Genomic DNA, 19,843 nt, shown 5'->3' on the forward strand with positions numbered 1-19,843 from the left:
TCTCAAATTCTTAATAAAGTTAATCAATTAGCAATTGCTACACTTTCCTGATCCGGTGAGATCTCTGGGAAAGTTTGAATAAATGCTTTTAAATTTTGTCCATAAACAAAGGCAACCTGTTGATCTGGAAGGTGTGCCCCCAACATCAATCCAAAAACTTTTGCCACGTTCTGGGTATGTCCAGCAGCTGGTTTACAATACAGGTAGTGATGCTGCTCTACCGGGCTTTGTGCAAAAAATTGTTCCAGCTTTTTGACTGCCTTGATATCGGTCGCATCCTCGACCACCAGTACAAAAGGTTGTTCATCTTGATATTGTGGTAAATCATGTATTTCTAGCTCTTTGAATATTTGATCTAAATTATTTTGATGAGCGACCAGCTTCAAGCTTTTTAAAGGCTGTTGTTGCATCAGCTGCACTTCGGGATGCGCCAGACAACTGCTACCGACAAACTCGGCAGGTGTATAGGCGCTCATTCCCCACACCTTTTCATCCACGATTTCCTGATCAATTTCTGAGTCTGCAGCAATAATCAAGGAAATTTCATGCGCCTGTTTCTGGATGCGCTCCACTAACTCGACCATCTGCTGCTCTGTCGATGCAGCACTGATAAAATGATATTCAATATGGAATTTTTGTGGAATGATGCCCAAATCATAAAAAATGCGCTGCAGCATTTCATTACTACTTTGGTCATTCCAGGTATGTACCACATCCTCAGACAGCAAAATATGTAAATTTAACTTATCTAAACGGTAGACCTGCTCGATCGGCAGCTCTTCACTTTGTTCTTCCCCGGAAAATCCAGGATCAATCCATGCAGGATGCATCCGGTATTCATGCAGGTTCTGACTTTCGTAAAACAGGCTGGAACGTTTTAAATGCTCTGAGATGGAAACGAGTACATCATGGTGCTGTTCGATCTGATGTCGAATCAATGCCATGATGCGTTGCTGTCGAATAGCTAAAAACTGTGACTCATCCTCGTCATCCGGGCCCAACTGCTGATCCAGCTCCTCAATACGATAGGATAAAATCGGTAATCCCTGAAAGCTCAATAAATGCGGATCCAGTTTCGGGCTGGCAAACTCTTTAATCCCTGTCAGGATGGCATCATTTTCACCCAATGCATTATAGACCGCAGCAGAGTACAGATTGACATTCAACCATTTACTTGCCTGAGCAATCGGCGCTTGCTCATCTTCTGCCTGATTATTATTTTGCTCAGCGGCCAAAGCCTGTTCTTTTCTCTCTTTATATTTTTGATAGCCCTTATAGATGAGCCAGGGCGAAAGTAAAATAAAGGTAATGACAACAGGCAGAATCAGGAAGTAATTAATCAGGTCTGCAGATTCAGGTAAATATTGCGTATCTCTCCAATAGAAGATCACAATCAGTGCCACCAGAATAAAACAGGTGATTAACGTTGCCAGGATTTTCTTGATCATTATGCGGCTCCTAAAAGTGCATAACGCGTTTCACTGTTATGTTGTAATTGTTCTGACGGCATTAAAAATGCACCTTGTCCCAAGCCCATTGCATGCGATGAATCCAGCGAAATCGGGCGAATTTCATTTTTGTCGAGAATCAAGCGCACATCAATAAATAGCGTCGGACTGCACCAGGTCTGGATCAGATCTTTTAATTTTTTATTCAGCGGCTGATTCGGTAAAAAAGCCAGATACTGTTCACGGTTTAATGGGCCAATTTGAATTTCTATTTTTCCGTCAATCTGCTCAACGGTATCCCCGCAGAAGGTATTAATGCCCAGTAAACTTGGGTGACTGCCGCCCAAAGTGGTTTTCTGTTCATCGCCCAACTGGAATTTCTCTTTAACAAACTCCTGAATCTGTACCTGCGTATCAAACACCCGTCCTAAGATGGTTTTCAAGGCATGGGCAGTATTATTCTGTCCCTGCATCAAACCAGAAAATTCGGCAAAATATTCATCCAGATCGTGCTGCTGATGCTGGGAGCGAATATAACCATTTAAGGCATGTAAAATATCGAGATAGTGATTCTTTTGTTCAATCTCATAACGTACTGGTAAATTATAGGCAATACTGGCATCGACATATTTAGTCGTGAGTTTATGGTTAAACAATCCCAGAAAGGCTTTGATTTCGAGACGTTGCTGGCGTGAACTCTGCTTGAGTTTATTGGTATAGGTATAAGGCAGTGCACCTTGGGTACCGGTTAAACCGACCACCAGATTGGTCAAATGAATCCGCTGATCTTGATAACTCAGTTCCTCAATTTCGGTTGCAGGGAAACTTAAACTAAATGAGGTTCCAAATTTGAAATCATCTGACCAGTCCTGCTGACGGGATGGTGCAGGTAAATGCCGTAATAACCGTGTCGACTGAATAAACTCAAATGAGCCGGCTTTTTTAAAAAGCTGGTCGACTACAGAAGAGTCTTGCCACCAACGTTCTGCACGCATTGGTATATCTCCTGCTGATTAAGACTGTCTTTTACAACCACATCGACAAAACTGTTAATCTGAACTTTCAGATTAAACACATGGCTGAGCAGCTGACTGAAAATATATAAACTATGCCCTCTAAACACACTCTTGTTGACTGCAAGCTCAGCTTTCACCCCTCGAATGAACATCGGGAAAGGCTTGGAATTAACCAGTTTATTGGTGGTTGAAAAGCTCAGTTGCTTGAGTGCATCAATCAGTAAAATATTTTCTTTTGAGTGCGGCAAATTATATAAGGCCAACAGCTCTTTCACATGACTCAAGGCGTCCCCTTTCATCAAGGCCAGCGTATTCAATGAAAGATGAGAAATAATCCGCCACTGCTCATTTTTATTCTTATCAAAATAGAAAGGCGACGTCGGACGTTTTAAAATTAATGCACGTCGTGCCAGGCTGCTGTCATTCAGGTTCAGGATATTATTACTTTGACTTAATGCTTCATGCGGCAAGTCGCCATTTGAGCAGAGTAAGCGGGTACTAATAAAATCCGATTTAATTTCATAAGGTTTCAAATGTTTTGAAACGATTGAATAGCCCATTTGCGTGGTTTTATTTTGTGCGGGTACATAATTCAGCGAATAAAAGAACTGTACTTTATCATTATGATAATGACTCATTGCAAAAAATGGCAATACCGGCAGATGGGTCTGTTCCTGATTGGTTTTTTCCCGCACCATGTTCATTTCAATCACCGAATAGACCTGATAAAGCTCAGGATGATGCGCATCGGTGATGAGTGGATATTGTAATTGGGTATGTGAAATTTTTTGTGGCTCAGCCTGTTTTTCAAACAGATTGATTGCGGGAGTCGTAAACAACTTAAAGTTTGCGACATTCAGCTCGGAATAATTCCGTACCACCGCCTGATCGTTTAAATTGAGCTTGAGATGGATCAGGATTTCAAACTGATTCTGCTGACCCAGCAAGCCTTTTAAGCGGCTTAAATCCAGATTGAGATAGTTAAATTTTTCAGGAAAACAGAAATATTCCATCAATAAACGATAAGCATGATGGGTATGCTGATCAATCGGTAACAGGCTTTCCTGCTCGGTAAACCCCATCACTTCAAACGGATTGCTGATTTCTAGCACGCGCGGCCCGACACGGAGCGCAAAGCCGGTATCTTTACGGAAAATACTGTCCAACACCTGTAATGGAAAGTTTGAAATCGCATCCAGATAAATCGGCAGTTTCTCATCCAGGATCCACTTTTGTGCCTCATTAAAAATTTCAAATTTCAGGCTTAAAGTCGCATTCTGGTTCAAATGCATATGGATACTGGGTGAGGTTTGAAACTCAAGCTGCGTCAATGAAATCGGCAATAAACGAACTTCATTGGTGGTATTAAACTCGCATTGCACGCCCTTAAAGCTACGCGATTTCAAGGCTGTTTTTTGTGGAATGACATGTGCTGCGGTGAGCTGTTTCAGTTTATTAATATCTTCAAAGCTGACCACTGTACAGGCAGGGAAATGACGTAAATATTGAGGAAACATCACCTCAAACAATGAATGGGTAAATACGTCGTAACTGTCTTCTAGTTTTTTATCAATACGTGCAGCGATCAGGGAAAAAGCCTGAATTAACCGTTCTATATGCGGGTCATCAATCTGTTCCTGATTTAAGGAAAGGCGCTGCGCAATTTTGGGATACTTCTGCGCGAACTCTCTGGACTGTTGACCGAATTCTTGTAGTTGTTTTTCATAATACGGTAAAAGTTGCTCTATCACAGTTCGCTCACACTAGGTTCTGGCAGAAATAACATATTGTTGTGTTGTCGGTTTGAGTAAAGCGTCAAAAAATACAGGCTCATGTCTGAATATCAGGAAGCCCATACGGTTTCATCCTTAAAAGGTGCGCCTCCGGGTTATGTCGGTTATGGCCAAGGCGGTGTTTTAACTGAAGCGGTACGTCGTAACCCTTATAGTGTTGTGCTTCTGGACGAAATTGAAAAAGCGCATAGCGACGTTCAGGAACTGTTTTATCAGGTCTTCGACAAAGGTACCCTGGAAGATGGTGAGGGTCGTGTCATCGATTTCAAAAACACTACCATTATCCTGACCTCGAATACGGGTTCTAGCGCCATCATGCAGGCCTGCTTAAATCAACCTGTGGAAGAATGGCCGGATGCGGATGACCTGATCGAGCATTTAAAGCCAAGCTTGTATAAACAGTTCAAGCCCGCATTTATTGGTCGCATGCGCATTGTGCCTTACTTCCCTTTACATGATGATTTACTGGTTCGTATCATTAAACATAAGCTTGGGAAGATTGTTGCACGTATTGAAAAACAATATGCAACTCAGGTGCAATATTCAGACGATTTGATTGACCTGATTTTAAGTCGTTGTACCGAAGTTGATAGCGGCGCGCGCAATGTAGATAACATTTTAAACTCGACCGTTTTACCAGCACTTGCGACAGAAATTCTGGTGGCTTTAGCTGAGCATAAATTGCCGAAACTGATCAACATTGATACCAAAGATGATGAAATCATCTATCAACTTGATCCTGTTGCCAAAACCACGAAAAAGCGTACCAGCAAAAAAGCGAAAGCTGAACTTTAAGATTGAGCCAACACTGTGATACATATGGATATTAACCCATTACTGAACCCGATTAATGAGCAGTCGCCTTGCGGTGAAGATTACTCTTTTTCAAATGAGTTCCATGCCATTAAAAAAGCCCGGACTCAAGATGATCTGCTGCTTGATCAAGGCGATTGGGTCACAGAACCGAAACAGGCCGATTGGGACTTTGTTGCAGCCACATCAATTGATCTACTGCAAACCAAAAGTAAAGATATCCGTATCCTCACCTGGCTGTCTGAAGCCTGGGCCAATCTCTATGGCTTCGAAGGGATTGCCAAAAGCCTTGAGCTCAGTCATCGCTTGCTTGAACAATACTGGCTGACACTGCATCCAGAAGTGGAAGATGATGATCTGGATCAACGGATTGGATTATTACAGGGTTTAATTAACCAGTTACCCCTACTGATTAAAAAAGTCCCACTGATCAATCACGCTCCTTTTTATCATTTACTCGACTATGATAATTTTCTTTATCATGAAAATATTCGTCGTAAACAGAGTGATGACTATGAAAGTGCGGGCAGTACCAGTGAGCTAGAGCAGTTTGAGCAGGCTTTAATGAATACAGATAAAGCTTTCCAACGCCAGAATTATCAACATTTCAGTGAGATTTTCCAACAGTGGTCGACCCTGAAAAATGTGCTGGATGGTTTACTTGGTCTGGATTCACCAAGCTTTGCCGCAATTGACTCTAGCCTCGATCATATTCATATTAGTCTGAAGAAAATTTATAAAACAGAACAGTTTGAGCAAGTAACTCAAACCGTGGCGACTGACAGTGAAACCGCTATGACCACGACACCACAAAATCTGACCGCTCAGCCAACTGTAGCTCAAGCGCAACCGACCTTTCAGCCACAAGTTCAATCGCATGTTGAAAATCGTGAGCAAGCGATGCGCGTTTTACAGGAAATCGCGACTTATTTTCAAAAAAATGAACCGCATAGTCCCGTGAGCTATATGTTGCAAAAAACCATTAAGTGGAGCCAAATGCCACTACATGAATGGTTAACCCAAGTGATTAAAGATGAGCATCCGTTACAAATGCTGCAAGATACGCTCGGTGTGCAACCAAAGAATGAATACGAATAATTGTTGGTAAATCGATATGTTTAAAGCAGAGAAAATTCTTTGGGGTGAGGGCCTGTTTTTACGTCCTCAGCATTTCCAGATTCAGGACACCTACCACGAGCAACGCTTGAACCATACGGTTCGGGCGTTAATTCCGCATGCGTATGGCGTCCAGAAGCTCAAATTTGATGAAGTACAGCTTTCAACCCATATTCTGGCTTTAGAAGAGGCTGAGATCATCTGGCAGGATGGTGAAATCTACCATGCACCTGCACAGGATCTGTTACCAGAACCCTTGTTGCTGGACGATTTAAATCTGCAAGGTGAAATGATTGTTTACCTTGCCCTGCCTATTTTACAGGCGAACAAGAAAAATATTGCCGATGAAACCCGCTCGCTGTCGAGCCGTTATCATAACTATCTGTCAGAAACCCATGACCTGTTTACCGACGCCAGCCCTGCTGAGCTGAGTTTGTTGCGTCGTCGTGCTGAATTCAAACTGCTTGATCCGCATATTCAACCGACCCAGAATCTGGATGGCTTCCTGTATCTGGCGGTAGGACGATTAAAACGCCAAAGCTCGGGGACTTTCGAGCTAGATGCCAAGTTCATTCCACCGATTTTACATGTGGCTGCGTCAGAGTCTTTAATCAATAACTTAAAACGTACCTTGAATGTAATTAAGGCCAAGATTAAAACCATTCAAAGCAACAACCGTGAAAATGAACAGAAACTGATCGAGTTCCGTTCCGGCGATATTGTTTCATTCTGGTTGATCAATGCCCTGAATACTGCTTATGCAGGATTGAATCATTTACTGCATTATCCGCAAATTCATCCAGAACGTTTATTCTCTGAATTATTGCGTTTGACCGGTTCCCTGCTAACCTTCTCAACCGCTTATGATGTCGACCATTTACCGCATTACAAGCATCATCAGCTGCAGGACAGTTTCCAGCAACTCGATGTTATTCTGAGAGATTTACTAGATACCATTATTTCAAGCCGTTATTTCAGTATTGCCTTGAAAGAAACACGTCCATCCTACTGGGTCGGCAGCCTTGAGTCTGACAAGATTACCCGTGATACACGTCTTTATATTGCGGTTTCGAGCAGTATGATGCAAACCCATGAACTGATCCAGATCGTGCCGTTACGCTTTAAAGTGGGCAGTACCATTGACGTTGAGCAACGTGTGATTGCCGCCCTGCCTGCAGTTCCACTGCATCATTTGATGCAAGTCCCAACCGCAATTCCAGTGCGTTCAGGTGTGAGTTACTTTGAAATTGAACCGCATCATGAACTCTATCAACGTATGCTTGAGTCAGAATCCATCTGTGTCTATGTACCAGCCGGTTTCCAAGATATTAGTATTGAACTCATTGCTGTAATGAATAGTTAAGAGAATCACAATGACTCAACATCCAGCGGGTATTCCTTCTTTATTTGATGATGGCAAAATCGGTTCAGGCTTACCTAGCACTGACCAGCCACAAAATAAGGCCCAAGCAACAAATCTGATCGATCTGTTACACGATGGATTTTATTTGGTGTTCTTGCTTCGTAACCGTTATATCCCTTCCAATCCAAGCGATTTTCGTGAAAAAATTCTGGATTTACTCAACCGTTTTGAGCAACAGGCGAAGCGTTTGCAATTTTCTGCAGAGGATATTCATGACGCGAAATACGCATTTTGTGCCTTGATTGATGAAACCATTGCCACGCAACAGGATGCAGCTTACTTTAACTTGCAAAATAGCTGGCTGATCAGCCCGCTACAGTTGAGCTTATTTGGCTCTCAGTTGGCCGGTTATCGCTTTTTTGAGATTCTGGAACAGCTCCGTAGCCGCGGTAAAGAACGTCTGGCCTCGCTTGAAGTGTTTCATTACTGCTTATTGCTAGGTTTCCAAGGTAAATATCGTCTCGAATCGGTGGAAAGCCTCAATCATCTGGTGGCACGTGTCGGTGATGAAATTGATTATCTCAAAGGTAAGAAAGCCGCGTTCTCTCCGTTTGCTGCGATTCCCGACCAGATCAAGCATATTATTCATCATGAACTGCCATTTTTCTGGATCTTGATTTTCTTATTGTTATTCGCAGCACTCGCCTTTGCAGGGTTAAAGTTTATGCTGAATAAACAAAATCATAATGCTTTAACACCTTATCAAAATGTGATTTCAGCGCCAGCGGAAGAAGCACATATTACTATCCATTTGCCTTAGTTGATTGAAGTATGAGTCAGGAAAGAACTACCTCTTTACGCATCTTACAGACAAATAAGAAAAAAACGTTATCTCCTGTGATCTATTTACTGATCGGATTTATTTCGGGGATTATTTTAACTACATTGTTTTTCTTCATGTTGTCCACCGGAACAGGATCATCCAGTGAATATGTCGAACCGACTCAGGTTGTAGAAGAAAATACCACAGTACTTCCTGGCGCCAAACAGACCACTCAGGTAACTGAAGCCGCTGCTCCTGTTCAATATGAATCGACTGAGTCAGAAGAAGACAGTAACTTTACCCAGCCAGGCAGCAATGACCTGAACAAGTTCTTCCAGCGCACGCCACCACCAGCGGCTGCACCGGCCCAAACAGCGCAACATGCCTCACCTTTTGCCAATGAACCGCATGTCAGAGCAGCTCAACCGGCAGCTCCAGCAAAAGCACCCGTTGCAAAAAGTGAAGCAGTACCAGCCAAAGTGGTTAAACCCGCTGCTCAACCCGCGAAAGCTGCTCCAGTAAAAGAACCTGAAGCCGAAGCACCTGATGCCACCGTGCAGATTAAAGTCACCCAGAAGCCTTTTGCTGTCAATGAACTCAAATAACAGATGATCTGGTTTATTTTTCTCTGCTTTGTCGGGGTTGCAATTGGGCTGACTTTACTGATGTCCTATGAGCTGCGTTACAAATGTACGCAGCTTTTACAATCGCTACTCCCAAGCGGGAAAAAGAAAATCGCCAATGCCATGCAATTTGCAGAGCATATGCATCAGGCAGCCTCTCCGGAAAAATTACAGTCACATTGGCATTTGCAACAATGGTGGATCCTGATCGCAGGTTTCTTTTTATTTGCCAGTATTCTGATTTTTGCGTTTACCCGTCCGATCAGTTCCACACGGATTGAAGCTGAATATTTAAAGGAAACCGATCCCCAGGTCTATGCGCTCCTGAATGGCGAAATGCTGAGCCCTCCACCAGATGTGGACGAGACCCTGATTCAAGATGCGATTGTAGAGGCTACCCGTTTAGAACAGGCCTATCAGGCTCAACATACGGCTGATCCGAGTATCGACGCTTCACAAATTGAAGTGCCGCTGACTCATTCTCATGGCAGTCTGGATTCATCAATGGTGGATCGTAAATGGGATAAAATTAATCCACGTTATAAACAGCGTTTACTCATGGTCTTTAAAATCATGAAAGAACAGCATGGCTATGAGCTGGTCTTACTCGAAGGTTATCGTAGTCCGAATCGTCAAAACATGCTGGCAGGCAACCCGAATACCACGCGTGCAAAAGGCTATCAAAGTTACCATCAGTTTGGTCTGGCTGCGGATGTGGCCTTTAAACGCAATGGTAAAGTGGTGATTAGTGAACGGGACCCGTGGGCCATGCGGGGTTATCAACTCTATGGCCAGGTTGCCGAATCGGTTGGCCTGACCTGGGGCGGTCGCTGGAAATCAATTCAGGATTATGGTCATACCGAATATCGTATGCCAGGTTTAAAGAAAACCAAGGAAATGGCAGATCAACTGATTGCTGAGGGTCAATTAACAGCGCGAACAGGTGATTCATAGTGATTAACATATCCAGACAGATTATCTACATGCCTATCTGTCTCTGTTTCAAACCAAAATTACCATAAGTCTTTAATCATATGATTTAAAGTATATTTTCACCAAATACCGGAATAGATACGATTCTGCTCAATTTTACTTTGCATAGCTCATAAATATAATCAGTAACAGAAACGATTATAAAGGCGAAAATAAATGAAGCGGCGATATCAAAAGGAAAATGCACTCCGACATACACTCTGGACCAGCCCACAATAGCCCCCAGGAATAACCCGACAGTTGCAATTTTTCTAAAGCCAGACAACAGATAAGAAAAGGCAATCATCGCCACGGTAAGTGTGTGCATACTCGGGAACGATGAAGTTGAACCATGCCCGACCAGCGTATGTCCTAGCCCCATCGCAAAGGGACGAGGGTGATAATACAAAGCATGGATCACTTGGCTAAATAGCAAGGCGACCAATATGAACATTAAGGTCTTTATAAATTGCGTTCTGTACTTTTTATCCTTAAACACGACAGAAACAATCAGAAATCCGAATAAACCGCCAATCAGATTATGCGAAGCAAATATAGCAATTTTATCCAAAAATGAATTTTGAGTCGCAGCTGCATTAATCCACTGAAACAAAGCAATATTGACATCTTCAATTGACATTGCCAATCGATCCATGATGATTTGATAGCGGCACAATAAAAAAAGTAGCTTAAAACAAAATTAATTTTTTCTATGAATGCATAAGTAAATCATAAATTTTATTTAAGCCTTTATTAATAAAGGACGCTTAAATTTTATCTAAATACAATTTGGAATACCTTATGAATAATCCAAAGATGATATCTGAAACGCTCAGTAAAGCACCTGAGCTGACGCTGCTCTTCTGGATTGTAAAAATTGCAGCAACGACGCTTGGAGAAACGGCTGGCGATGCACTGTCGATGTCGATGAATTTAGGTTATATCCTCAGCTCATGTATTTTCACTGTTATTTTTATTGCGCTTGTTTCATTGCAGATAAAAGCGAAACAATATAAACCGTGGTTATATTGGGCAACCATTATTTCAACCACAACCCTAGGGACCACGATTGCCGATTTTGTCGATCGCTCCTTAGGTATCGGTTATCTTGGTGGAAGTCTCATCCTGTTCACCTTATTAATCAGCACGCTCGCTGTCTGGTACTGGCGTTGTGGAAATATTGCAGTAAACAGTGTTCAGTCCGCAAAGACCGAGGCCTTTTACTGGGTCACCATTATGTTCTCTCAAACGCTAGGGACAGCGCTTGGTGACTGGACAGCTGATACCGAAGGTCTCGGTTATACAGCGGCAGCACTGATCTTCGGTTCATTACTGTTACTGTTGGTGGGTGGCTATTACTGGACTAAAATTTCCAAAACCTTCCTGTTCTGGTCAGCTTTTGTTTTAACCCGACCTCTCGGCGCTGTGTTGGGTGATTTTCTCGATAAGCCGCTGAACCACGGCGGTCTGGATTTAAGCCGATTCGGAGCCTCATTCGTGTTATTGACTTTTATTGTTGCATGCCTGGTCTGTTTTAAATCAAAACCAGCCTCGACCGCGCATTAAACCATTACCGCCGTCTACGCGAAAAAGTCATAGAAAAGGCACCAGCGCACATATTGTCTGATGCCTTTATTATCAGAAACAGAGATCTTAACCCTGCCTCAGCGCTCAGATGGGTATTGTATAAAATAATACCCAGCCTCCTGTAAAATTATGGATGCGCTTGAGCAGCAAGCATCTTTCTTAGATCACTGCCATCTGGATGCATTTTCGCAGATAGTTTAAGAACACACCGCCCCTGCTACGCTGACGGGCGCTTTGCTGTCCAATGCCGCAATCGAAACAGCCATGGCATCAATCACACGCCCCAGTGACGTACTTGCCGTGCTTACAATGGGTGCAATCTGGTTATTGCTGGCGCTGACAGGCTGGCTGAATGTCATGCGGCAAGCCAACTGCTGATTCTGGGTAGAATTTTGATCGATGGTGATATTCGGATCGTTACGTTTAATAATCCATGCCACCGAAACTTCAACATTCTTGGTATTGGCAGAAGTAGTATTCACAATATCAAAATGGGAAAAGTCGGTTGCCACACGATAAGATACCTTTCCCCCAATCATGCCGCTGTTATAGCGATCCACAGCACCAAGCTTTTGCTGTAAGCCTGCCGATAAATTGTCTCTGAGCTCTGCCCCTAAGGTTGAGGTCCAGCGCTCATTATCCAGAATATTTGAACGGCCATTAATTTCCTGTATCACCAGCGGTGCGCGATTGATTCGATCCGGTAAGCCTACAGGCAAGACTTCAATCACCTTCACTCTGGAGCTCGGTAAAGGCGTGACTTTATTGGCCAAGGTATAATAATTCGGCGTAGGTGATCCAGAACATGCAGCAATCAATAAAGTCGCAGCAACGATGCCCGTACCACGTATCATCTTTTGAGCAGTGAATGCTTGTTTAGATAGTGTCATCATTATTTATTGCTCTCTGCTTTTTTCCCGCGAATCAGCGATTCAGGATGTTGTTCAATATAATCAGCCATTAATTGCAAGGAGGCAGCTGCTCTGGTCATTTGCTGCAATGCCTTACGTACGTCCTGCTGCATTGGTGCATCACTGGATAGGATCGACTCACTGGATTGCATGGTTTTACGCACATCATTCAGGGTGGCCTGTAAACCAGGGGCCACTTTACCATCCAGCTGTTTTACCAGTTTGTCAGTTGATTCAATGGTGGTATTCATATTGTTTAAGGTTTTACGCACATCCTGGCCAATCTCTTCAAGCGGGAACTTACTCACCTTATCGGCAATCTGTGACACTTGTGCCTGTAATCCACTCAGCTCTGTCGCAGTGGTGGGCACTTCGGCCCGTCCATCTGGACGCATGATCAAAGCAGCAGGCTTGGCTTTTGGAAATTTATCAAACGCAATATAGTTTTGGCCCGTTAACAGATTGCCTGTACGCATTTGAGCACGCCAACCTTTTGCAATGAATTTCCTGAAAATTTCACCATCCGGATCAAGTTCTTTACCATGTGCCAAACGTGATGGATAAATCACCCCATCCACGCGCATACGCAACTGGGTATAATTCTGGTCAAACTCCACATTGATGGCTTTGACATTGCCTATTTCAATACCCATGAAATCAATTGGTGCATCAACACTTAAGCCACGTAACGAGTGATCAAAATACATGATAATCGGGCGCGGTTTACCATCCGGTTCTTTCATCGCCTCTTTTCGGGAGTCCGACAAACTAAAATAACTGTGATTCGGCGCAATTGCACCTGTAGAGTTCTCTGGATAGCCAAATGCAATACCGCCCGCCACAATGCTGGCAAGAGATTGCGTGTCTAAATTAAAGCCTGAAGCATTCAGGGTGACATCCACCCCACTGGCTTGCCAGAACCGTGCATCGGTGGTCACGAACTTATCGTAAGGTGATTGAATAAATGTTTGCAGTTCTACGCTTTTGCCATCATTCGCCAGCTTATAGGCGGTAATCTGTCCGACATTAATTCTGCGGTAGTAAATCGGCACCCCAATATCCAGCGAACCTAAATCCTGTGCTTTCAAGAAAAAGACTTTTCCGGGAATATCTGAGGACACTACTGGGGGCACCTCAAGTCCGATAAAACTTTCCTGCTTTTCTTCAGCCTTGCCGCCATCCACACCAATATAGGCACCCGAAAGCAAGGTATCAATGCCGGAAATTCCACCTGTGCCAATACGCGGTCGTACCACCCAGAAACGTGAATCTTTGGCCGCAAAATTACTGGCATCTTTGCGTAGCTCAATTTTGGCAATGACATGGGAACGATCATCAGACAAATCAATCTGGCGCACCAGACCAATATCCACCTGTTTATAGCGCACCGTGGTTTTTCCAGCGACTAAACCTTCAGCTGTACGAAATGACACCTGAATGGTTGGGCCAGTATCCAGCACCGCTTTGGCAGCAAGTGAAAGCGCGATTAACAGGGCGATAAAAGGAACCAGCCAGATCAGCGCAGGTCTCCAGCGGCCTTTCTTTTTTTCAGGTTCCGCGAGAACCGGATCCTGTTGAGTTAACTCGGTCAGGTTCTGTTCAGAATCTTGGCTATTGTGTGTATTTTCTGACATAGTGATCGTTCTTTTATGGGTCAAAAACAGGATTTTACAGTTTTAACTTTTCAGTTGTTGAAGCGTGCTTGTTTTTAAATGCTCAGCCTGTGGATCATGCACCGCATTTGCCTTGAAATAATTATCCCAGATAATCCGTGGATCGAAACTCATGGAAGCAAACATGGTTAAGACCACCACCGCCCCAAAGGCCACAGCACCGGGCCCAGCCAGAATGGTGGCAAGCGACTGGATCTGGATCAAGGCAGTCAATAATGCCACTACAAATACATCAATCATGGACCAGCGTCCAATAAACTCAACAATCCGGTACAGCAATGCGCAATGTTCAGGTGAAAAATGCAGTTTTGCCGAAGACTGCATAGAAACGGCAACCAGTAAAAAAACCAGAATCAGTAATTTTAAAATCGGGATAAAGATACTGGCCATGAAAATGACCACAGACACCAGATAATCGCCATTTTGCCAAAAGTAAATGACCCCACTGATAATGGTGTCTTGCTGACGGCCCAATAATGAATCTGTGACGGTCATCGGCATTACATTGGCTGGAATATATAAAATAGCAGCTGCGATCACCAAAGCGAAGGTACGATTTAAACTTTGTGGCTTACGTACATGCAAGCGACTGTTACATCTGCAACAATGCAGATGATCTTGTGCCACCTCTTTATTCGCAGCAGCGTTGAGTAATCCACAGCAATGGCACTGGATCAAGCCAGCATCTTTTGCCCTGAGATAGTTTTTAACCTTTAAATCAGCGGCAGCAAGATGAGGCGCCATCATTCCAATTTCATCTTCGTTGTTGTTATTCATCTAAGACTCCAATCCACTTCGTCCCAGAGATCCTTGATCTTAACCGAAGCAATATAGACCAACAATACACTTAATAAGGTAAATGCCCACAGCGCTACCCCCGGAATCACGGTCACCATCCCCACCAGTTTGACCAAAGTGACGAGCACCCCGATGAGAAATACCTCAACCATGCCCCAGGTCCGGAATAAAAACAGCATTCGGAGTGCTGGGGTTAAATATTTTGGTCGACGCTGAAATAGATTAATGCAAGACAGCACATAACTCAGCAATAATAGCTCGACCAAAGGCACAATAAAGGTGGTGATCAGGATCAATATCCCGACCAGCGCCCGATCGATATGAAACATGGTCCATGCCGCCCCGATCAGGGTCGTTTGTGAGATATTGCCTTGCAACTCCACAATCACGATGGGAAAACTATTGGCAATCACAAACACGATTAATGCCGTAATCACTAAAGCCAGCAGCGCGGAAAAGGACTGACCTCTACGATACAATTCTGCACCGCAACAGGTACAATAAGCCCGTTCGCCAGATGAAAGCTCAACCCTGCGGTAAATCGCATCACATTCTTCACAACCTGCCAGTTCAGACAGTCTGACCCGCTGACCGATTGCTAAGGGCTGATTATTTTTATTCGCCATAATGCCCTGCCCATTGTAAAAATTCTTTCGTGTTTAAACGTATACCAGTTATACCTTTTCTTTTAACAATCACAACCACAGGCGATCATTGTTACACAATATATAAACATATCAGCAATTAAATTGTTTATTAAATCCAATCAGCAGATCGAAGCGTGACTGACTGCATTTTAAAACGTTGATCCATAAAAAACGGAGAGGCACTAGAAAATATCTAGCGGCTCTCCGTCGATAATATAATTTTTAGATGAAACTTATAACTTAATTGATTTTGTTTTTATAAAAAATATTGTAGCTGGCATAACAGGCAATAATGAACAGGATACAGCAGACAAAACCGACCTGCATCGAAGGATCCGTCACCATACTGATACAGGTGATCACACAGAATAAACCGCCCAAAATCGGAGTTAACGGAAACAACGGTGCAGCAAACTTCAGGTCCTTGACGGTTTTACCTGATTTGATCCATTGTCTGCGGAAGTTAAATTGACACACACAAATCGAAATCCACACCACCACCATGGTAAAAGCAGCAACACCCAGTAAGTTCTTGAAAATCGTTTCAGGGGCAAAATGTTCTGACAATAAACCCGGAATTGCGCCAAACATGGTGACAATAATCGCAATAATCGGTGTGCCTGAACGGGTCAGTTTTGAAAATACTTTTGGCAACTGATTCTTGGCAGACAATGACCACATCATGCGTGAAGCTGCAAATAACCCCGAGTTTGCAGCCGATAAAAGCGCAGTAATGATCACAAAGCGGATAATGTCTTCTGCATATGGAATGCCGATGTAGTTAAAGACCGTAACAAATGGGCTATTGCTGACGCTGTTGGCATTTAAGCCTGCCATTTCATACGGCAATAATGCACAGATCACCACAATGGTCCCGACAAAGAAAATCAATAAACGCCAGATGGCCGCATTGATGGCTTTTGGTACGGTTTTGGCTGGCTCTTCTGCCTCACCTGCCGCAACGCCGATCAGTTCCGTGCCCGAGAAGGCAAAATTTACAATCAGCATGGTCGCAAAAATCGGGAAAATCCCATTCGGGAACCAGCCATGTTCGGTCAATTTACTAAATAAAGGTGCTGACTCATGCCCATGATAGGAAATCAGGCCAAAAATTGCTGCTAAGCCCAAGCCAATAAAACAGATAATGGTCAAGACCTTGACCAAAGATAACCAGAATTCGGACTCCGCAAATAGCCGCGTAGAGCTGACATTCAGGGTAAATACCAGCCCTGCAAATAATAAGGTCCACGTCCACATGGAAATAGACGGAAACCACTCCTGCATCAGTAAGGCCGCAGCGGTAAATTCGGTGCCTAGCGTTGCCGTCCAGGTCAGCCAGTACAACCAGGTAATCATATAGCCCGTTCCTGGGCCAATATAGGTTCTGGCATACTCACCAAACGAACCTGAAACCGGCATCTGTACCGCCAATTCGCCCAAACACAGCATCACCATGTAAGCAATCACGCCACCCAGCAGGTAAGAAAAAATCGCGCCCACGGGACCTGCCTGAGAAATCACGTCACCCGAGCCTAAAAATAATCCGGTTCCGATTGCACCACCCAATGAAATCATCACCAGATGACGCTTGGTCATGGCACGTTTCAATGGTTTGCCGACTTCAATCTCTGCACTAGAAGATCCCGCTAAACTGGCGACATCCTGCTGTGGTACATATTGTCCACTCAGGGCCTGGCCTGATGGAAATGTCTTTTCGTTATTGTTACTCATACACGGTCACTCCAACTGTATTCTTATGACAACCTGTCCTTGCTTTTGATTCATAAAAACGAATATCTAGATGATATTGCTTGAGGCGTTTTGTTCTACTGAACATCCATATTCAAACTCCATGTATTACTATTCCATAACGGCATCTAGCCACTGCACTGGCGAGGTCTTATTTGATTTCTTTTAATATCAACCCAGCCCGAAGCCCTGTTTTCACATTCGGGTTCGGGAATAAAATCCAGACTTGCTGATCATGCGCAATATAGGCCCCGGCTTGCTGTGTTGCAATCTCTTCACCTTGCTGGAAGGTAGAAAAATTCGGTGCATCCGCGCTCAGATTCAGCTGAAAATCTTCACTTTGCTTTAAAATGGAATCCACCACCTTAAATTGGCGAATGGCGGATTTCTGTCTGATCGGTAAAGGCTGCTCTGCAAGTACAGCACGCAGCATCTGGTCAGTACTGGCAAATTCGGCCAGATCATTTTCACCAAACGGCTTGGCCTTGCCTAATTCCAAAGTACTGCTGGCGGCCTGAAAACCTTCAGTGCTGAAATGGGTGAAGGTTTTTCCAGCCGCATTGTGATAGACCAAAGCATCCAGATTGGCTGCATTCAAGCTTTGAATCAGGAAGTCATCATAAGGTCGTGTCTGGTAAGGAAATAAGGCAAATACGGGTAATAACGAAGCGCGAATAGCGGTATGCAAATCATAGTGATAACGTTGCGTAGCAAGCTGATCCTGTTCAAAGAACGCTGCTACCGTTTGCTCCAATTGTGCAGCCCGAGCTGTTTCCTGATCCTGAATTAAATTCTGATATCCACCGCAGAACATGCGATTCATATCATTTTCAAGATAACGAACCCCTTGTCGGATTGCAGGGGGATTGCCCAATACGAAAAGCACACGAACCGCCAAAGCCAGCTGACCGGCAAACACATCCTGAATGATCTGTGCCAGCAGTTCGATCGGTGCAGTTTCATTGCCATGAATACCGGCAGAAAGTACGATGGTTTTTCGATAAGCCGTTTTTGGCGTACATTGCAATAGCCCTTCACCAAGCCATTGCCATGAAAATCCAGCCGTTTCACCTTGCTTTTGCTCAGGTAGCTGTTGTGCCAAAGTCAATGCGAGTAGATCAACCATGTACTTTCATCCTTAAAAGCCGTTATTAAATATTTATCTCTGGAAGTGATAAACCGAACCTAAACCCAGAATCTTGGTGAGTTCATCCAGTGCAGTACGACTCTCGATCAATAAATTTGGATCGGCCAAATCGTCCTGGGTTAACTCGTCACGATAATACTGATCGACCCACTGATTCAGGGTTTTGAACAATGCATCATTCATAAACAGGTTTGGATTCACCGCAGCAAGTTCCGCCTCATTCACCGCCACACGTAAGCGTAAACATGCAGGACCACCGCCATTACGCATACTTTCACGTAAATCAAATACCTTGATGTCATCAATAGGCGTACCCATTTGAATCATGTCACTCAAATAGTCCCACACGGCTTTGTTCTGACGTGATTCTTCGGGTACCACAATGCTCATGCCACCATCTGCACGGGTCAGAATCTGGCTATTGAACAAGTAAGTCGATACTGCATCATCCACACTCACCCGATTTTCCGGCACTTCAATCGAGATAAAGTCTTGCCCGATCCCCGCCATTTTTTCACGGATTTCATGCAAGGCATCTGCCTGATTTAAAAAGGCCTGCTGATGATGGAACAACACCTGTTGATTACTCACCGCAATCACATCGTTATGGAATACGCCCTGATCAATCACATCCGGGTTTTGCTGAATGAACACCGTACGTTTGGCATCTAAACGATGTAAACGCGCAATCGCCTCACTCGCCTCACGGGTTTGACGTGCAGGGAATTTCTGCGGTGCAACGGTTCCACCGAGCTGTTGCTGACCATAAACAAAGACCTGTACACCGGCCTGATCATAAGCACCACCGAGGCGGTTATGATTGGCTGCACCTTCATCACCGAACAGTGCTGCTTCAGGCAATGCTTCATGGTGCGCGAAATATACATCATTGTTGAACATTGCTTGCAGAATACGTGTGGTCGTATGATGCTCAATTGATCGATGGAACTTATTATTCAGGTTTGCCGCAGTAAAATGCATGCGACCATCCGCGCTATCTGCCGATGGCGACACCGTACAGGAGTTCGCCGTCCACATCGATGATGCTGAACTGAGCGATGATAACAATGCTGGCGCAGTGCGCATGGCTTGGGTAATCACGTCAATATCACTGCCGGTAAAACCCAAACGGCGTAGCGTTGGCACATGCGGACGCTCTTGTGGGGCAAACACGCCTTGCTTGAGTCCCAAATCCGCAAGCGCTTTCATTTTCTTCAAGCCTTGCTTTGCAGCCAATTTCGGATTGGATGCATTATTCCGGTTTTTAGTCGATGCGACATTACCATACGATAAACCCGCATAATGATGGGTCGGTCCCACTAAACCATCAAAATTAATTTCATAACCTGACATTTTTTTCTCCC

17 protein-coding genes and 2 pseudogenes are annotated in these 19,843 nt (G+C 44.0%); 7 read left to right on the forward strand and 12 right to left on the reverse strand.

Going from position 1 to position 19,843, the window contains the following annotated elements:
• Positions 1 to 23 precede the first annotated feature (23 nt).
• The 4 genes and pseudogenes from ACINWC323_RS03620 to ACINWC323_RS20070 all read right to left on the reverse strand — a co-directional run.
• Entirely contained in the window at positions 24 to 1,448 is a 1,425-nt protein-coding gene (locus ACINWC323_RS03620; RefSeq protein ID WP_009514800.1) for a hypothetical protein, read from the reverse strand.
• Positions 1,448 to 2,443 carry a type VI secretion system baseplate subunit TssG gene (gene tssG, locus ACINWC323_RS03615; RefSeq protein ID WP_009514758.1) on the reverse strand — a complete coding sequence of 332 codons (996 nt, stop codon included), beginning with the start codon at positions 2,441 to 2,443 and terminating at the stop codon, positions 1,448 to 1,450. Before tssG ends, ACINWC323_RS03620 begins: the two co-directional genes overlap by 1 nt.
• Entirely contained in the window at positions 2,407 to 4,215 is a 1,809-nt protein-coding gene (gene tssF / locus ACINWC323_RS03610; protein WP_009514763.1) for a type VI secretion system baseplate subunit TssF, read from the reverse strand. Before tssF ends, tssG begins: the two co-directional genes overlap by 37 nt.
• Before the next feature lie 12 nt (positions 4,216 to 4,227).
• Positions 4,228 to 4,299, reverse strand: a pseudogene (locus ACINWC323_RS20070) (type VI secretion system baseplate subunit TssE); the annotation flags it as partial.
• Between ACINWC323_RS20070 and ACINWC323_RS03605 the strand changes: the two are divergent.
• From ACINWC323_RS03605 to ACINWC323_RS03580, 6 genes and pseudogenes are all read left to right on the forward strand, one after another.
• Positions 4,297 to 5,052: pseudogene (locus tag ACINWC323_RS03605) on the forward strand (AAA family ATPase); the annotation flags it as partial. The pseudogenes ACINWC323_RS20070 and ACINWC323_RS03605 overlap by 3 nt on opposite strands.
• Before the next feature lie 24 nt (positions 5,053 to 5,076).
• The gene (gene tssA / locus ACINWC323_RS03600) at positions 5,077 to 6,168 is read left to right on the forward strand and encodes a type VI secretion system protein TssA (RefSeq protein ID WP_009514817.1); all 1,092 of its coding nucleotides are present in this window, start codon (positions 5,077 to 5,079) and stop codon (positions 6,166 to 6,168) included.
• 16 nt (positions 6,169 to 6,184) lie between these two features.
• Positions 6,185 to 7,549, forward strand: coding sequence for a type VI secretion system baseplate subunit TssK (gene tssK, locus ACINWC323_RS03595; protein WP_009514457.1), 1,365 nt, complete (start codon positions 6,185 to 6,187; stop codon positions 7,547 to 7,549).
• A 10-nt stretch (positions 7,550 to 7,559) separates the two neighbouring features.
• The gene (gene icmH, locus ACINWC323_RS03590) at positions 7,560 to 8,369 is read left to right on the forward strand and encodes a type IVB secretion system protein IcmH/DotU (RefSeq protein ID WP_005229251.1); all 810 of its coding nucleotides are present in this window, start codon (positions 7,560 to 7,562) and stop codon (positions 8,367 to 8,369) included.
• An 11-nt stretch (positions 8,370 to 8,380) separates the two neighbouring features.
• Positions 8,381 to 8,977 carry a hypothetical protein gene (locus ACINWC323_RS03585; RefSeq protein WP_009514479.1) on the forward strand — a complete coding sequence of 199 codons (597 nt, stop codon included), beginning with the start codon at positions 8,381 to 8,383 and terminating at the stop codon, positions 8,975 to 8,977.
• 3 nt (positions 8,978 to 8,980) lie between these two features.
• Positions 8,981 to 9,949 (forward strand): M15 family metallopeptidase, encoded by a 969-nt coding sequence (locus ACINWC323_RS03580; RefSeq protein WP_009514751.1) that lies wholly within the window; start codon positions 8,981 to 8,983, stop codon positions 9,947 to 9,949.
• 85 nt (positions 9,950 to 10,034) lie between these two features.
• On the opposite strand, the gene ACINWC323_RS03575 is transcribed toward ACINWC323_RS03580, so the two are convergent.
• On the reverse strand, positions 10,035 to 10,607 hold the full coding sequence (locus tag ACINWC323_RS03575; protein WP_009514744.1) for an undecaprenyl-diphosphatase: 573 nt from the start codon (positions 10,605 to 10,607) through the stop codon (positions 10,035 to 10,037).
• Between the two features lie 161 nt (positions 10,608 to 10,768).
• Between ACINWC323_RS03575 and ACINWC323_RS03570 the strand changes: the two genes are divergently transcribed.
• Entirely contained in the window at positions 10,769 to 11,533 is a 765-nt protein-coding gene (locus ACINWC323_RS03570; RefSeq protein ID WP_009514828.1) for a COG4705 family protein, read from the forward strand.
• A gap of 218 nt (positions 11,534 to 11,751) precedes the next feature.
• Here ACINWC323_RS03570 and ACINWC323_RS03565 read toward each other — a convergent pair whose 3' ends face one another.
• The 7 genes from ACINWC323_RS03565 to astB all read right to left on the reverse strand — a co-directional run bounded on the left by ACINWC323_RS03565 (position 11,752) and on the right by astB (position 19,832).
• On the reverse strand, positions 11,752 to 12,447 hold the full coding sequence (locus ACINWC323_RS03565) for a PqiC family protein (RefSeq protein ID WP_009514606.1): 696 nt from the start codon (positions 12,445 to 12,447) through the stop codon (positions 11,752 to 11,754).
• Positions 12,447 to 14,105: a PqiB family protein gene (locus ACINWC323_RS03560; RefSeq protein ID WP_502322130.1), complete on the reverse strand. Its 1,659-nt coding sequence runs from the start codon at positions 14,103 to 14,105 to the stop codon at positions 12,447 to 12,449. Before ACINWC323_RS03560 ends, ACINWC323_RS03565 begins: the two co-directional genes overlap by 1 nt.
• 36 nt (positions 14,106 to 14,141) lie before the next feature.
• Positions 14,142 to 14,885, reverse strand: coding sequence for a paraquat-inducible protein A (locus tag ACINWC323_RS03555; RefSeq protein WP_404976100.1), 744 nt, complete (start codon positions 14,883 to 14,885; stop codon positions 14,142 to 14,144).
• Positions 14,886 to 14,911: 26 nt separating this feature from the next.
• On the reverse strand, positions 14,912 to 15,562 hold the full coding sequence (locus tag ACINWC323_RS03550) for a paraquat-inducible protein A (RefSeq protein ID WP_009514533.1): 651 nt from the start codon (positions 15,560 to 15,562) through the stop codon (positions 14,912 to 14,914).
• Between the two features lie 261 nt (positions 15,563 to 15,823).
• Positions 15,824 to 17,314 (reverse strand): amino acid permease, encoded by a 1,491-nt coding sequence (locus ACINWC323_RS03545; protein WP_009514674.1) that lies wholly within the window; start codon positions 17,312 to 17,314, stop codon positions 15,824 to 15,826.
• A 169-nt stretch (positions 17,315 to 17,483) separates the two neighbouring features.
• Positions 17,484 to 18,458: a succinylglutamate desuccinylase gene (gene astE / locus ACINWC323_RS03540; protein ID WP_009514782.1), complete on the reverse strand. Its 975-nt coding sequence runs from the start codon at positions 18,456 to 18,458 to the stop codon at positions 17,484 to 17,486.
• 33 nt (positions 18,459 to 18,491) lie between these two features.
• A complete protein-coding gene (astB, locus tag ACINWC323_RS03535) occupies positions 18,492 to 19,832 on the reverse strand; it encodes an N-succinylarginine dihydrolase (RefSeq protein ID WP_009514746.1) in 1,341 nt (446 codons plus the stop codon).
• Positions 19,833 to 19,843 lie beyond the last annotated feature (11 nt).

This window comes from Acinetobacter sp. WC-323 (genome assembly GCF_000314615.1).
In the GTDB taxonomy this organism is placed as follows: domain Bacteria; phylum Pseudomonadota; class Gammaproteobacteria; order Pseudomonadales; family Moraxellaceae; genus Acinetobacter; species Acinetobacter courvalinii.